Origin of the sequence: Marininema mesophilum, assembly GCF_900106775.1 — a bacterium.
GTDB classification, from domain to species: domain Bacteria; phylum Bacillota; class Bacilli; order Thermoactinomycetales; family DSM-45169; genus Marininema; species Marininema mesophilum.
This window is the reverse complement of record NZ_FNNQ01000001.1, coordinates 110,131-124,786: the sequence shown is the minus strand read 5'-3', so window position 1 is coordinate 124,786 and position 14,656 is coordinate 110,131. Positions and strand designations below refer to the sequence as shown.

Below are 14,656 nucleotides of genomic sequence, written 5' to 3'. Positions count from 1 at the left end.
GGATGAGTGAAATAAATCAAATTCGAATCGTATTCATGGGTACACCCAATTTTGCAGTCCCCTCCTTGAAATCCCTTGCTGAAGCGGGTGGCAATGTCGTTGCAGTGGTAACTCAGCCAGATCGTCCCCGTGGGCGAAAGCGGGAGCTTACACCTTCTCCTGTGAAACAGGAAGCCGTTGAATTAGAAATCCCTGTCTTACAACCGGAAAGGTTGCGTGCACCAGAATCATTGGCAAAGGTACTTGCCTTTGAGCCTGACCTTATCGTAACGGCGGCCTATGGCCAGATCCTACCAAAATCCTTACTCGATGTACCGCGCTTGGGTTGCATCAATGTCCATGCTTCGTTGTTGCCCAAATATCGTGGAGGGGCTCCGATTCACCATGCTTTGATCGCTGGGGAGAAGGAGACGGGAATTACCATTATGTATATGGTGGAGGCATTGGACGCGGGGGATATTCTCAGCCAGTCAAGCATCCCGATTGAAGAGTCGGATGATGTGGGTACACTTCACAATAAGTTATCCGTATTGGGAGCCGAATTATTGCTGGAGACGATCCCTGATCTCCTAAAAGGAGAGATTGTAGCACGTCCACAGAATACCGATGAGGTTACTTATTCTCCTAACATTCGTCGCGAAGATGAAGAGATTCATTGGCAGAAAAGTGCTCGGCAGTTGACCAACCAAGTACGCGGATTACATCCATGGCCCGTCGCCTTTACCTTCTGGGAAGGAAAGCCCTTAAAAATTTGGCGAGCCCATGAATTGGACGAGCCCGTCACACAATTACCGGGGACGATTCTGCGCGCAGGTGGGGATGGAATTGTAGTTGCTACGGGAGATGGAGCTCTTGTGATCACCGAGCTACAACCCGCTGGTAAAAAAGCAATGACAGCAGAGCAACTTTTACGGGGCCGGCCGATGAAGCCTGGGACCCGTTTGGGGGATTGTTGATGGGTCAGCTTGAATCAGCACGGGATGTCGCGTTAGATATCCTGATTGCAACCGAGGAAAGAGGGGCATATATCAACCTTCTTCTCAATGATCGACTGAAAAAAAGTTCACTGAATGATACCCGTGATCGTGGGTTGGTGACTGAACTGGTATATGGTACGACTCAACGTCGTAATACCCTCGATTGGATTCTCAATGCCCTTGTAAAAAAAGGAGTTCATTCGCTAGAAATGTGGGTTCGCCAGCTTCTACGCATGGGCTTGTACCAACTTCGTTATCTGGATCGGATTCCCTCTCGGGCTGCGGTACATGAGACGGTTAATCAGGCGAAAAATCGTGGTCATAAAGGGATATCCGGCTTGGTTAACGGAGTTATGCGCGGGTATCTACGGCGGAGATCAGAATGGAATCTCCCTGACTTGCCCCAGGATATTGGCCAGTTAGCTCTTCTTTATTCCCATCCTGAATGGATGGTACGTCGCTGGGTAGAAAGTTATGGACGTGAGACCGCTACGGCCATATTAACCGCCAATAACGAGCCCCCAGCGATTACGCTTCGTACCAATCCTCTTAAAACCGACCGTCAGGCTTTGATTCACTATTTACAAGAAGCCTATCCCGAAGCGAAGATCGCTCCTTCTGAGATCGCTACACAAGGCATCGTTTTTCAGGGAGGCGGAAATCCAGCCCTCCATGCCCGTTATCAAGAGGGATGGTACTCCATTCAAGATGAAAGCTCCATGTTAGTTGCTGAAGTCGTAGGTCCTGCTCCAGGACAACGTGGGTTGGATGGTTGTGCTGCACCAGGTGGGAAAACGACACATCTTGCGGAACAGATGGGCAATGAAGGTGAGCTTCTCTCTTGTGATATTCATGGTCACAAAGTGGCGTTAATTCGTGCCAATGTCAATCGACTCGGTTTGACGATGGTAAAGACGCGTCAGGAAGATCTACGTACCTTGCCAGAAAAAGTGGATGGCTTATTTGACTTTGTATTGCTGGATGCACCTTGTTCTGGTTTGGGAGTGATCCGGCGAAAACCGGATATCAAGTGGTCGAAGGAAGCGACTGAGATTGAAGATCTCGTAGGTTTACAAGCCGAATTGTTAGATGCGGCGGCGAGCTTAGTCGCCCCAGAAGGGGTGCTTGTCTACAGTACTTGTACGATAGAACCGAGAGAGAATGAAGAGCAAGTGGCTGCTTTCTTGGCACGTAACGACACGTTCCAATTGGATGAGCGAATTGAAGAAAAGCTCTTACCCAAAGTAAAAAGCAAAGCACTTCTTCGTGAGGGAAGCATACAAATTCTCCCTCACCATTTTCGAAGTGACGGTTTTTTTATCTCTCGTATGGTAAAGCGAGCAGAGACATAACTTCGACTGAGTGTTCCAATTGAAAGGCAGTGTAACCGCCTTTCCATCCAAAAGGTCTTAATTAAATAATTCCTGATCTCTGTAGGTGCCGTTCTCTTGATGAGAACGGCTTTTTTTATGGGAAAATTGGATAAAGGGATGATCTTATTTTTGTTTAGTATGCTTTTTTTGTCTTAGGGGGAGTGTAAGGATGTGGTGATGGATAATGATAAAACGGATTCGACGTCTACGGAAACGCCGTAAAAACGACGTCCTCCAACAAAATGCAAAGAAAAAGCAAAAAGATCGGGTAGACGGAGTTTCGATATCCTCGGATGTCGAAGCTAATTTAGACTACTTTGAAACCCTTCTTGACAAGAAAAATAGCAATGATTTAATCGTCCGTCGTTTTACGATTCAATATACCACGGAGTGCAAAGCAGGACTTATTTATTTCGATGGGATGAGCCTTACTGCTGGAATCGATGAAAATGTATTTGAACCCTTAATGCTGATGGGAAAAACCCTTGATACGAAGAAAGATCTGTTAGAAGCTGTCGATCAAAGCCTTATACAATTTGGGGACGTAAAACGGATAACAAAGATGGAGGATTTGGTAAACAACACCTTGGGTGGCAACGTTGCGCTCTTTGTGGATGGATATGCAGAGGGATTTATCATTGGTTTAAAAGGGCCTCACCGGCGGTCGGTTAGTGATCCTCGGTCTGAAACAGTCATTCGTGGTTCTAGAGAAGGCTTTGTCGAGTCCATGCGTGTCAATACGGCCCTTGTTCGGCAGCGGTTACAGGATCCAGATCTACGTATGAAAGGGATGACCGTGGGTAAACGGACAAAAACACCCATTTCCGTCGCCTACCTTGACGGTCTTGCTGAGAACGAACTTGTAGAAGAAGTAGTAAAACGAATTGAAGCAATTAATATCGATGGAATTCTGGAAAGTGGCTATATCGAGGAGATGATTCAAGATAATGTTTGGTCCATTTTTCCTACCATACAAAATACCGAGAGGCCCGATACGGTTGTCGCTCATCTATTGGAAGGAAAAGTGGCAGTGATTGTGGAGGGAACCCCCAATGTTCTTATTGCTCCAGCAATTTTCTCCCAGTTTTATAATAGCCCAGATGATTACTATGAACGATATCTTATTGGTACGTTTATTCGATTGATTCGCTTACTCAGCTTACTGATCTCACTTTCTCTACCCGCCCTCTATATCTCCTTCATTTCCTTTCATCCGGAGATGATTCCACCACAGCTGACCATCGCTGCTTCTGCTGGAAGAGAGACGGTACCCTTTCCATCCATTATAGAGGCTTTAATCATGGAATTGAGCGTAGAGATATTGCGAGAAGCGAGTATTCGCTTACCAGGCCTGCTTGGCCCAACCATTGGGATCGTTGGGGCGTTAGTCGTTGGGCAGGCTGCGGTGACCGCAGGTTTGGTCTCCCCTTTAATGGTAATTATTGTTGGGTTAACAACGATTAGTTCCTATGCTACTCCCAGCTATAATGCGGCGATTTCTCTCCGTCTTTTACGTTTCCCAATAATAATGTCCGCAGGGATTTTTGGTTTATTTGGGGTTATTCTCTTAAGTTTTATAATCCTTATCCATTTACTTAAACTGCGTTCATTTAATGTGCCTTACATGGCTCCCTTTAGTCCATTGCGCTTGTCCGATTTAAAAGATAGTTTCATACGTGTTCCGTGGCAATATATGAATCAGCGCCCAGTAATCTTTCGTGCTGAAAATGACAAACGAGAGGAAGAGGTGAAATCTGGTGGGCAAAAACAACCATGATGATACAATTACGGATTATCAAGTATACAATCTACTCTTTTCATGTATAGTAGGGATTCAAGTGCTTGTGCTGCCTCGAGAGGGTGCAGAGGTGGGTGGTATAGATAGTATCTGGATCGTTTTCATTAGTGGAGCCCTTGTTTTTGGTCTCGTGTGGGTGATTGGCGCTCTAATGCAGAAAATTCCCCGTCAAAATGTGATTCAATTTACTGAGAGTGTCCTGGGTAACAAGAAGCGACGGTGGATGGGCAAATTTTTGGCCCTTCCTTTTACTCTCGTATTAGGAGGATTATGGCTGTGGATATCCTCTACTGTGACACGTGGTTTTGCTGAAGTACTTGACGCTTATGTGTTACCAGATACGCCTCAGCTCGTACTAATGGCCACTATCGTCGCGGTATCTGCAGTAGCCGTTAGCAATAAATTAGTGATTATCGCTCGGATTACTGAGTTTTTGACTCCATTCGTTTATCTTGCAATCCCTTTGTTTTTGGGAGCGTTTGCTAATGGGGATCTTCTTAACCTGCTCCCAATGTTTCAGTGTGACTGGAAAGATGTACTCAAAGGTGTGCTTATTACGATGTGCTCCTTTAGCGGATATAGCGTTTTATTTGTATATATGGCTTTTTTCCAACAACCAGAAAAATCAACTCGTACTCATGGGGTGGCCATTCTCGTCGCTACCTTATTTTTTTGGTTAACGGTGGTATCCTCTATAGATGCCTTTGGAGCTTGGGAAGTGGACCATCTGGTTTATCCCACCATCGAGGATGTTAAGGGGGTTTTTGTTCCTGGTGAAATCCTAGACCGTTTTGATGCGCTTTTTATTGTTATGTGGATGATCAATATATTTACGACCATCATTGTTATCTTTGGTGCCGCCGTCGAGTTGGCGATGACCTATCTCCAATTAAAAGAGAAAAGACGTATATGGGTGGCAATCATCTACGGTTTCATCGTGTGTTTTTTAGCCCAATATCCAGCCAACATTTATAAATTATGGAAATGGAGCCGATGGGCAAGTATTACGGAGATGATCGTCATCCTGCTCGTTGTTGGGATTTTTTTCATCTTATTGGCTGTGCGTGGGCGAAGGAAGGAGGAAGAACATGCGTCTTCACCTTCTTAAAATTTTGCCAGTTATCTTGGTCTGTTTACCCTTAGGAGGATGTTGGGATTCACAAGAACTTGAAGAACGATTATCGGTGACCGCGGTAGCTGTCGATCAGGATAAGGGTGATAAGGATCAACTTGTTGTCAACATGGAGATACCTATTCCCGTAAATAACACGGCAGCGGGTTCTGACGGAAGTGGCGCAGTGCCGGCGCAAATCTTAACAGGACGCGGGCATACCTTCTCCGATGCTGTCAGTGATGTTTACTATCAGTCGAACCAACACCTCACTTTCGGAGATACTCGTCTTATTATTATCGGCGAGCAGCTTGCTAAAAAAGGCATCTCTAAACTATTAGATGCCTTTGGTCGCGATCCAGAGTTTAGGCGAAGAGAGTTTATGATCGTTGCAAAAGGAGATGCTCAGCATTTTTTGAAGGTAAAATCACCAGAGCGAGTGGCAGCTGAATATGTTATTGCGTTTCTAAAAGATAAAATCGGAGATCGCTTAATTTTAGAACATAGGGGATTAAACCGTTTTTATACTGATAAAGCCAATCCGGCTAAAGAACCTGCGCTCAATTACTTGAGTGCTGACGGTCATACAGTAAAATGGGAAGGGTTAGCCGTTTTTAAAGGGACAAAGATGCTAGGCACTCTTAATCGGATAGAATCTCGATCAGTGGTGCAACTCCATGATGGAACTTTGGGGGAGGAAATGAATACTCTTTGTATAGAAAAGCCGGGTTATATTGCTATTAAACCATCAGCAGTGAAGCGTAAAATTCGTATTGGTAACCGCAAGGGGAGGGCGGTTTTTCGAATCACGATAAAGGTGTTAGGAGACATTGTTGAACAGTCATGTATAGGTGATCTCCATCAACCCACGGTATTGGATAGATTATCTCATCACGTAGCAAAGGCCTATGAAAATCAGGCAATGAACTCTATGAAAATAATGCAAAAAAACTTTCGTTCCGATATTTGTGGACTGGGGAATCGCATTCGAGCCTTTCATCCTAAATGGTGGAATGAGATGAACTGGACCGATGAGGATTTCTCTAAAGCGGATGTTTCGATTAAATATGAAGTTATCCTCAAGCGGCCAGGGGTGAGAATAGGAATATAATTTTTTGTATTTGATGAAAAGTAGTATATAATAGAGGGATAAAGCATAGATTGAAAGAAGGGGTAAACTTTTATTTGTTATGCAAAAATGTTTCATTAGAAACCATGAAACGGGGAAAAAATCCTTATGTAGTGCCCTTTTCTTTCCGGACACGGACTGATATAATGAGAAAAGTTTTGAGGTATGGTTGTATTTTATTTATGCTGGGAGTTTTCCTGTTATGAAGCCTTCTGTATACGACCGCACTCATACGGAGTGGGTAGCGTGGATGAAAGAAATGAAAGAGCCTGCTTTTCGAGCTGGACAAGTGATGGATTGGCTCTATAAAAAAAGGGTGGACTCTTTCAATGAAATGACCAACCTTCCCAAGCGAGTGCGGGAAAGTCTGCATGAGGCATTTTGGTTAGATCCCCTTGAGACGCTTACCGTTCAGGAATCCCGAGATGGAACTGTGAAATTCCTATTTCAATTGCATGACCATCATGCCATTGAAACGGTGATTATGCAGCATAATTACGGGAATAGCGTCTGTGTTACGACTCAAGTTGGATGCCGAGTGGGATGTACCTTTTGTGCTTCTACCCTTGGTGGACTAAAAAGAAACCTGACTGCTGGTGAAGTGGTCGCGCAAGTCTTGGCGGCTCAAAAATACTTGGATCGTAAGGGTGGCGGCGGACGGGTCAATTCCATCGTAATTATGGGGATTGGTGAACCCTTTGAAAATTACGACGCGACTCTTTCGTTTATACGGGTGATCAATGATTCCTATGGCCTCAATATTGGTCAACGGCATATCACGGTTTCCACCAGTGGGATCGTTCCTTCGATTTACAAGTTTGCGGATGAGGAGTTACAGGTGGTGTTGGCCATTTCCTTACATGCTCCAAACCAAGAACTTCGCAGGCAGCTGATGCCAGTAAGTCGCCGCTATCCTCTGGAGGAACTCTTGGAGGCATGCCAATATTATACGGTGAAGACGGGGAGACGGATTACCTACGAATACGCTCTAATTGGTGGTAAGAACGATCAAGAAGAGCATGCCCATGAGTTGGGTCAACTTCTTATAGGTAGTGGAGCACTTGTTAATTTGATTCCGGTTAACTTTGTACCTGAGCGAAATTATACCCGTACATCTCGTAATCAGATCTTCCGCTTTCAGAAGATCGTGGAATCCTACAAGGTGAATGCAACCATCCGCCGCGAACATGGTAGTGATATCGATGCCGCCTGTGGTCAGCTTCGTGCGAAGCACAAGGATAAAGAAGAGAAGAAGGTCCAAACCTGATAGATTAAGAAATACTACCTCGTTCGGAACCAACCTGGTTAAATATAGACCAATAGCGATGTTTCGTGTATGTTTAACTTAGTGAAGTTTTCTCCGAGGTGCGGTGTTGGTACTAAAAAGACAGGGAACTTAAAGGACTACTTCCTCTCCCTTCGTTAAGAAGCGGTTCCACCGTACAGGCAGGGAAAGGGGTCACCGGAATGGAAAATGCATGGCATACCCATAAAGGGCGTGTACGTGATCATAATGAGGACAGCGTGGGATTATTTGAGTCAGAGGATGGCGTCCCTGTAGCTGTTGTCGCTGATGGTATGGGCGGTCATCAAGCGGGTGATGTCGCAAGCCAATCGGTCGTCCGTATTATTAAGGAGGAGCTACATCATCTTAAGCGGGACATGGATACAGAGAAAATTCGTAAGTTAACGTTACGGGCAGTAGCAAAAGCAAATCATGAAGTTTATGAAATGGCTTCCAATAACAGTAAATTACAGGGAATGGGAACGACGACCATTACCGCTGTGCTAGGGGATGATGAGATTGTACTGTCTCATATTGGAGACAGTCGCGCTTATCTTCTACATGAGGATGGTCTTTATCAATTAACTGAGGATCATTCTCTCGTCAATGTCCTAAAAAAGCATGGTGAGATCACAGAAGAAGAAGCAAAGGTTCATCCTCAGCGCAATGTTATCGTACGTGCTGTAGGTACCAACGATGAAGTAGAGCCGGATATTATCGTTACTCCTTGGTATGAAGGGGATATACTAATGATCTGCTCCGATGGCCTTTCTAATATGGTGGAGGTCGACGAAGTGGGAATTGTACTTACGGCGAATCTTCCTCTGTCTAAGAAGGCAGATCTTCTATTAGAACGAGCATTAGAAGCTGGAGGGACAGATAATATTTCGGTCATCCTTATAAAACATGACGGATCTATCCAATCGACGAACTAGAAACTGTACAGGAGGGTGAGGTGAGATAACCGTGGAAGGCAGGAAGTTAGGAAGCCGCTATGAGGTAGTTAGTCGAGTAGGTGGCGGTGGCATGGCTGTGGTATATAAGGCTCTGGATGTTCTGTTAAACCGTTATGTTGCCATTAAAGTGTTGAATGAGAGCCTCTCTAATGATTCGGAATTTGTGCGAAGATTTAGCCGTGAAGCCCAAGCCGCCGCCAGTCTATCTCATCCTAATGTGGTGGGGGTTTATGATGTTGGTCAGGAAAACCACACCCACTACATAGTGATGGAATATATTGAGGGTCCCACGCTGAAAGAGTATATTCAGCAATACAGCCCTCTCACAGCAGAAGAGATCGTCTCAATTGCCTCTCAAATCTGTGACGCGTTAGCACACGCCCATGAAAACGAAATTGTTCACCGGGATGTGAAACCTCATAATATTCTCCTTGGTTATAATGGTCGGGCCAAGGTGACGGATTTTGGAATTGCCCGTGCGACAAGTTCTTCTACTATTACCCAAGCAGGATCGGTGATGGGCTCGGTTCATTATTTCTCTCCAGAACAAGCTCGTGGCAGTATGATTAGTGCGAAATCGGATATTTATTCCCTTGGTGTAATCCTATATGAGATGGTAACAGGGGAGCTTCCCTTTGATGGTGATTCCGCGATTTCCATCGCGATGAAACATTTACAGGAACCAGCAATGGACCCTTCTCAACTCAACCCGAATATTCCTCCCCAAATCCGGGATATTATCATTAGGGCACTGGAGAAAGATCCAGATGATCGTTATCCATCGGTGCGTGGGATGAAGCAGGATATCGATGCTGTTTTTAATACAGGAAACTCGATGGATGAGCCACGCTGGCGTACAGTAGATGGAGATGATTTAGCAACAAAGCCGATGAATACAGTAAATAGTGGCATCGGTGTGCGTTCGAGTGAAGAATCCCAACGCTCTCAGGTAGGACAAGAAACGCTGGCAAATTTGGAGCGTTTACGAAATGTTCCTGCAGATAAAGATAAAACCGTACTCGAGCGGACGGTTGTATGGCTAGAAAATGTGCAAACCAACATGCCTTGGTGGCAAAAAGTGCTCTTTGGTCTCTTTACAATGATTGTAATTATATGTCTTGCTTTGCTTGGTTTTGATGCGGTGTGGGGTGTTTTTAATAATAGTGCTGAAGTTCCTGATTTAAAAGGGAGAACGGTGGCTGAGGCGAAAGCGGTCTTAAAAGATGAAGACCTCAATATAGGCAAAGTCGAATCTGTTTTTAATTCAGCCAAAAAAAATACAGTAGTTCGACAGGGTGAAGAAGCAGGCAGAGAGGTCGAGAAGGGGTCCGGAGTGGACCTCTTCGTCAGTTCCGGCTCGAATAGCGGGAAGATGGTTAGCACAGTAGGATTAAAGGTGCGCGCTGCAAAAAAGAAGCTGCGGGAAAAGGGTTTCCAAAATGTTAATATCGCTAGAGAAGGCTATGACTCCAAATATGGAGAAGGCGAAGTATATAAGCAGACCCCTAGTTCAGGGAGCTCCGTAAAAAGTAATGAGTCGATTACGTTGTATGTGAACGATAAAAATGGAACGGTGAAAGTACCTAACTTGGTTGGAAAATTTCAGAGCAGTATAGGGGGTAGTGGACTCCGTACGAAACTGATCTTCTGGCCAAAGCCAGGAACGCCGCGGGGGAAAGTATTTGCCACGGATCCTGCGCCTGGCGAGCGCGTGAAACGAGATGGTGTGGTGAAAGTCTGGATTGCAGATTCTAAAAAAGGGCGGGATGCAGAGCCCCCACCTAATCGGTAACCAGGAATGACAACGTGGTTTATAGAACATCATGTGAACGAGGCGGGAGCCTCGTTTTCCTTTCGTTTTTCAAGCTTAAATCGAGGAGGGATGGTATGCCTGAAGGGCGTATTGTCAAGGCAATCAGTGGTTTCTATTATGTACGGACGCCTAAAGCGGATATTCAGTGTCGTGCACGAGGCGTTTTTAAAAAACGAAAATGGTCTCCGTTGGTCGGCGATCTCGTTACCTTTGAGGAGACGGAGAATGGAGAAGGTTGGGTGACAGATATCCATCCTAGGAAGACTGAATTGATCCGTCCCCCGATTGCTAATGTAGAGCAAGCCGTAGTGGTTGGATCCTTACGTCAACCCGAGTTATCCTTTGATTTACTTGACCGTTTCCTTGTTCATGCGGAGCGAGAAGGATTGGAGATTTTGATCTGCCTTTCAAAAGTGGACCTCGTGGACGACCCAAAAAAACTGATTGATCGTGTGCGAGGGATCTATGATCCAGCAGGATATCCGATTCTCACCACCAGTGTAGAGAAGGATACGGGTATCGATGAATTGAAGAAGGAGCTGTCAGGCAAACTCTCTGTTTTTGCGGGTCAGTCTGGAGTAGGGAAATCTTCTCTTCTTAATTCGATACTCCCCTCCTTGGGCTTAGAGACAGGGGAAGTGAGTCGAAAGCTGGGCCGTGGTCGCCATACGACGCGTCAAATAGAACTACTGGATCTGCCAGGCAGTGGACAAGTGGCGGATACTCCTGGTTTTAGTCAACTCAGTTTTACGGGGATGGAGGAGACAGAGCTTTCCGCTTGTTTCCCTGAAATAGCGTTACGCGCACCCCGATGTAAGTTTCGCAGTTGCCTGCATAAAAATGAACCAAGTTGTGCAGTGTTAGAGGCATGTGATAAAGGAGAGATTGATAAAGGACGGCACCAACGGTACCTTCAGTTTCTTGAAGAAATAAACGATAATCGGAGGTATTAACGAATGACTAAGATCGCACCTTCTATTCTTTCAGCAGATTTTGCTCGCCTCGGTGAAGAGATTAAGGATGTAGAACAGGGAAAAGCAGACTGGATTCATGTGGATGTGATGGATGGGAAATTTGTTCCCAATATCACCATTGGTCCACTGATCGTGAAAGCGATTCGTCCACATACAGAATTGCCTCTTGATGTTCACTTGATGATTGAGGAACCAGATCGATATATTCCAGCCTTTGCCGAAGCGGGAGCAGATTATATTTCAGTCCATATGGAGGTATGCCGTCATCTGCATCGGACGATTCATTTAATTAAAGAATCTGGGGTAAAAGCGGGTGTTGTGCTCAATCCAGCTACGTCTGCGGAAACTCTTGAACCGATCCTAGCTGACTTGGATTACATCCTCTTGATGACAGTAAACCCCGGGTTTGGTGGACAAGCATTTATCCCGAGTGTGGTGGATAAAATCGTGACGGTCAATCGAATGGTAAAAAGTCGTGGTTTAAATGGGATAGAGATCCAAGTTGATGGTGGGGTAGATTCTAAAACTGCGGAGCTGTGTACTGCTGCTGGAGCTACCAATTTGGTAGCGGGTTCGGCTATTTTTGGGAAAGAAGATCGTGGGGCTGCGATTGCTGCGATTCGCCACAGTGCGGAAAAAGGGGTTAAGTCGGCTCTTTAAAGTTGTAGATTAGGGTTGTTCGGTTGGTTTTAAGGGGGATAAAGATGGAACGCGAACGTTTGCTTATCATGATGGAAATTGCGATTATGGCAGCAATCGGTGGGATACTTAGTAACTATGTGGCAATACAGATTTGGCCCCAAGGGGGTTCGGCCAGCTTGGTTATGGTCCCGATTGCTATCCTAGCATTTCGGCGTGGATGGGTTGCGGGTATGGTGACGGGTTTATTAGTAGGACTTATTAATTTGATGATTAAACCATATATAACTCATCCAGTGCAGGTTATTTTGGATTATCCGCTCGCCTTTGCGTTATTAGGTCTAGCTGGTTTGTTTAGCCTGAGCAATAAAAAAGCGGAGATTAACATGAAGAGGATGTCTCTAGGGGTTGTGGTAGCAGGGTTAGCCAGGCTCTCTTCTCATTTTATTTCTGGGGTAGTCTGGTTTGGTAGCAATGCTCCCAAGGGGTGGCCAGTAGCACTCTATTCCTTGTACTACAATGCTACTTATATGGTGATTGATATATCGGTCACGATTGCTATCATGATATTTCTATTAAAGAAAGCCCCTCATTTGGCGGTGCGTCGCTAATGAATGATCGGGTGGTAATCGTGGTTGGTGGAAAGATCGATCAAGGGGATCTTGAGAAGATCCTGCCACAGGATACCGTGATTGGAGTGGATGCAGGTGTCCTTCCCCTTCTAGATGCCAAGATGCCGATCCATCTTGCTGTGGGTGATTTTGATTCTGTTGGGGAGCTTGTTCTGAAAGATCTATCCGATCAGGGAGTCCCTGTAAAACACCTTCCAATGGCCAAAGATGTAACGGATACCTATTTTGCAGTGGACGAAGCTCTTTTGCAATCTCCTAGTGAGCTCCTTCTACTCGGGGCTTTAGGTGGGACGAGGATCGATCATGCCTTGGCAAACCTCGTTCTACTAGAGAAGATTGAAGCAGCAGGTGTGAAGGGAATTATCAGTAATCATGATAATAATATCCGCCTGTTGACGGCGGAGAAGGGAATGATGACCCTCTTCAAGGATCAGCGTTTTCGCTATGTATCACTTCTCGCGCTAACCGATCAAGTTGAGGGCGTGACGATTACGGGATTTGCCTATTCTTTAACCAATGCGATTCTTACACGAGTGGATTCGCTTGGCATTAGTAATGAACAAATTGAAGCAGAAGCTTTTATTCAGATTCGCTCGGGGAAACTGATCATCATCGAAAGCAGAGACGGCTAGACGCATGGGTTAGTCGTTTTTTCGTTTCATGGGCCAACCTACTTTAAGCGTACATAACAAAAGGGGAGTCAAGTAAGGAGGCCAACACAGCCTAAGAAAATCCAATCGCGTCAATTTAGGCCGTGGTCCTTTCCGGTTCTAGGTACACGATCCCACCTATAGAATATAAATAAGTGTGGCGGGATGAGCACGCTTCGACCAAGTTGAAGGAGGGGTAGGGGTGAAATTCTACACCATCAGACTCCCAAAGTTACTCGGTGGGATGGTCAAGGCTCTACTGGGCGTATTTAATAAAGAAAAATGACCCCCATCCGCCGAATCCTTCGGTCGGGAAAAACGGACTGATCTCTAGTGATCATAATTGATCGTCAGCATGATAAAGGCGATCCCCTTTCCCCATTCAACCCGGCGAATGGGATTAAAAACCCGGCCTACTATGAGGCCGGGTTTTGGCGTACCCTATAAGACGAAACGGCAAAAAGCACCAAATGGTGCTTCTCCGGTTTTAGACGCGGGTCACTTTGCCTGATTTCAGGGCTTTGGTGCTCACGTATACACGTTTTGGTTTTCCATCCACAAGGATGCGTACCTTTTGGACGTTAACGCCCCATTTGCGGCGATTTTTCCGGTTGGAGTGGCTTACCTTGTTTCCGGTTTTGCCTACTTTGCCGGTGACGAAGCAACGACGTGACATATTCCCCACCTCCTAAACATCGTTTGGGAGGATGCGATCCGAGGGCGATCCCGCCCGCTCTCCCGAAGCTGAATCCAAACCGGTGGCTATGTACCGGTCGGTTTTCCTGCCAAGGACAGCCCTTGGCGGCAAAATACTTACCCATTTTAGCACACGCATAGATCCCTTGCAAGAACGGAGAGGCTTGAGTATGATGGTTGTGGCACTTTTTTTCCGCAAACTGTTATTGTACAATGGGTTTAATGTATAAGGATACCATTCCGGGGAGGAACTATTGATGACTTTGGATGTTTCTACCAACTATGGCCAGATCGAAGTATCCAATGATGTAATTGCCACGATTTCCGGTGTGGCAGCGATGGATTGCTACGGGCTGGTTGGGATGGCTTCCCGCAAACAGCTGAAAGATGGCATTGCTGAACTGTTGGGAAGAGAAAATTGGAGTAAAGGCATTGAAGTAAAAAACGAAAACGATGAAATGGAAATTGATATGCACATCATCGTTGGTTATGGGACGAAGATCTCAGAGGTGGCTCATAATGTGCAATCAAAGGTGAAGTACACCCTTGGCCAGATGGTTGGGATTACCGTGAATCGGGTCAATATTTATGTACAAGGGGTTAGATTGGTTAGCGAAGAGTAA

Annotated in this window: 16 protein-coding genes; 15 read left to right on the top strand and 1 reads right to left on the bottom strand. The window is 45.6% G+C overall.

From position 1 onward, the window contains the following. The first annotated feature begins 2 nt into the window (after window positions 1-2). From fmt to spoVM, 13 genes are all read left to right on the top strand, one after another. Window positions 3-956: a methionyl-tRNA formyltransferase gene (gene fmt, locus BLV90_RS00530; RefSeq protein ID WP_091734621.1), complete on the top strand. Its 954-nt coding sequence runs from the start codon at window positions 3-5 to the stop codon at window positions 954-956. Then, window positions 956-2,329, top strand: coding sequence for a 16S rRNA (cytosine(967)-C(5))-methyltransferase RsmB (gene rsmB, locus BLV90_RS00525; protein WP_091734619.1), 1,374 nt, complete (start codon window positions 956-958; stop codon window positions 2,327-2,329). The genes fmt and rsmB overlap by 1 nt, the downstream gene beginning before the upstream one ends. 205 nt (window positions 2,330-2,534) lie before the next feature. Next, window positions 2,535-4,127, top strand: coding sequence for a spore germination protein (locus tag BLV90_RS00520; RefSeq protein WP_091734617.1), 1,593 nt, complete (start codon window positions 2,535-2,537; stop codon window positions 4,125-4,127). Next, window positions 4,108-5,256: a GerAB/ArcD/ProY family transporter gene (locus BLV90_RS00515; protein WP_177167820.1), complete on the top strand. Its 1,149-nt coding sequence runs from the start codon at window positions 4,108-4,110 to the stop codon at window positions 5,254-5,256. The genes BLV90_RS00520 and BLV90_RS00515 overlap by 20 nt, the downstream gene beginning before the upstream one ends. Further along, a complete protein-coding gene (locus tag BLV90_RS00510) occupies window positions 5,237-6,370 on the top strand; it encodes a Ger(x)C family spore germination protein (protein ID WP_091734613.1) in 1,134 nt (377 codons plus the stop codon). Before BLV90_RS00515 ends, BLV90_RS00510 begins: the two co-directional genes overlap by 20 nt. A gap of 220 nt (window positions 6,371-6,590) precedes the next feature. Further along, on the top strand, window positions 6,591-7,655 hold the full coding sequence (gene rlmN, locus BLV90_RS00505; protein ID WP_091734611.1) for a dual-specificity RNA methyltransferase RlmN: 1,065 nt from the start codon (window positions 6,591-6,593) through the stop codon (window positions 7,653-7,655). A 200-nt stretch (window positions 7,656-7,855) separates the two neighbouring features. Further along, entirely contained in the window at window positions 7,856-8,608 is a 753-nt protein-coding gene (locus BLV90_RS00500; RefSeq protein ID WP_091734609.1) for a Stp1/IreP family PP2C-type Ser/Thr phosphatase, read from the top strand. 31 nt (window positions 8,609-8,639) lie between these two features. After that, window positions 8,640-10,421 (top strand): Stk1 family PASTA domain-containing Ser/Thr kinase, encoded by a 1,782-nt coding sequence (gene pknB / locus BLV90_RS00495; protein WP_177167819.1) that lies wholly within the window; start codon window positions 8,640-8,642, stop codon window positions 10,419-10,421. Window positions 10,422-10,516: 95 nt separating this feature from the next. Then, a complete protein-coding gene (gene rsgA / locus BLV90_RS00490) occupies window positions 10,517-11,395 on the top strand; it encodes a ribosome small subunit-dependent GTPase A (RefSeq protein WP_091734605.1) in 879 nt (292 codons plus the stop codon). Between the two features lie 3 nt (window positions 11,396-11,398). After that, window positions 11,399-12,076, top strand: coding sequence for a ribulose-phosphate 3-epimerase (rpe, locus tag BLV90_RS00485; protein WP_091734603.1), 678 nt, complete (start codon window positions 11,399-11,401; stop codon window positions 12,074-12,076). Window positions 12,077-12,120: 44 nt separating this feature from the next. Then, window positions 12,121-12,666: an energy-coupled thiamine transporter ThiT gene (gene thiT / locus BLV90_RS00480; RefSeq protein ID WP_091734601.1), complete on the top strand. Its 546-nt coding sequence runs from the start codon at window positions 12,121-12,123 to the stop codon at window positions 12,664-12,666. Then, complete coding sequence (locus BLV90_RS00475; RefSeq protein WP_091734599.1) at window positions 12,666-13,319, top strand: thiamine diphosphokinase; 654 nt, start codon at window positions 12,666-12,668, stop codon at window positions 13,317-13,319. The genes thiT and BLV90_RS00475 overlap by 1 nt, the downstream gene beginning before the upstream one ends. Before the next feature lie 220 nt (window positions 13,320-13,539). After that, window positions 13,540-13,623 carry a stage V sporulation protein SpoVM gene (gene spoVM, locus BLV90_RS16785; RefSeq protein ID WP_091734597.1) on the top strand — a complete coding sequence of 28 codons (84 nt, stop codon included), beginning with the start codon at window positions 13,540-13,542 and terminating at the stop codon, window positions 13,621-13,623. 201 nt (window positions 13,624-13,824) lie between these two features. On the opposite strand, the gene rpmB is transcribed toward spoVM, so the two are convergent. Continuing rightward, window positions 13,825-14,013, bottom strand: coding sequence for a 50S ribosomal protein L28 (rpmB, locus tag BLV90_RS00465; protein ID WP_091734595.1), 189 nt, complete (start codon window positions 14,011-14,013; stop codon window positions 13,825-13,827). A 31-nt stretch (window positions 14,014-14,044) separates the two neighbouring features. On the opposite strand from rpmB, the gene BLV90_RS15895 reads away from it, so the two are divergent. Further along, complete coding sequence (locus BLV90_RS15895; protein WP_143034961.1) at window positions 14,045-14,263, top strand: hypothetical protein; 219 nt, start codon at window positions 14,045-14,047, stop codon at window positions 14,261-14,263. 27 nt (window positions 14,264-14,290) lie between these two features. After that, on the top strand, window positions 14,291-14,656 hold the full coding sequence (locus BLV90_RS00460; protein ID WP_091734593.1) for an Asp23/Gls24 family envelope stress response protein: 366 nt from the start codon (window positions 14,291-14,293) through the stop codon (window positions 14,654-14,656).

Coding starts and splice junctions, on each gene's coding strand:
- fmt (WP_091734621.1), top strand. CDS start 3: ATGAGTGAAATAAATCAAATTCGAATCGTATTCATGGGTACACCCAAT.
- rsmB (WP_091734619.1), top strand. CDS start 956: ATGGGTCAGCTTGAATCAGCACGGGATGTCGCGTTAGATATCCTGATT.
- BLV90_RS00520 (WP_091734617.1), top strand. CDS start 2,535: ATGATAAAACGGATTCGACGTCTACGGAAACGCCGTAAAAACGACGTC.
- BLV90_RS00510 (WP_091734613.1), top strand. CDS start 5,237: ATGCGTCTTCACCTTCTTAAAATTTTGCCAGTTATCTTGGTCTGTTTA.
- rlmN (WP_091734611.1), top strand. CDS start 6,591: ATGAAGCCTTCTGTATACGACCGCACTCATACGGAGTGGGTAGCGTGG.
- BLV90_RS00500 (WP_091734609.1), top strand. CDS start 7,856: ATGGAAAATGCATGGCATACCCATAAAGGGCGTGTACGTGATCATAAT.
- rsgA (WP_091734605.1), top strand. CDS start 10,517: ATGCCTGAAGGGCGTATTGTCAAGGCAATCAGTGGTTTCTATTATGTA.
- rpe (WP_091734603.1), top strand. CDS start 11,399: ATGACTAAGATCGCACCTTCTATTCTTTCAGCAGATTTTGCTCGCCTC.
- thiT (WP_091734601.1), top strand. CDS start 12,121: ATGGAACGCGAACGTTTGCTTATCATGATGGAAATTGCGATTATGGCA.
- BLV90_RS00475 (WP_091734599.1), top strand. CDS start 12,666: ATGAATGATCGGGTGGTAATCGTGGTTGGTGGAAAGATCGATCAAGGG.
- rpmB (WP_091734595.1), bottom strand. CDS start 14,013: ATGTCACGTCGTTGCTTCGTCACCGGCAAAGTAGGCAAAACCGGAAAC.
- BLV90_RS15895 (WP_143034961.1), top strand. CDS start 14,045: ATGCGATCCGAGGGCGATCCCGCCCGCTCTCCCGAAGCTGAATCCAAA.
- BLV90_RS00460 (WP_091734593.1), top strand. CDS start 14,291: ATGACTTTGGATGTTTCTACCAACTATGGCCAGATCGAAGTATCCAAT.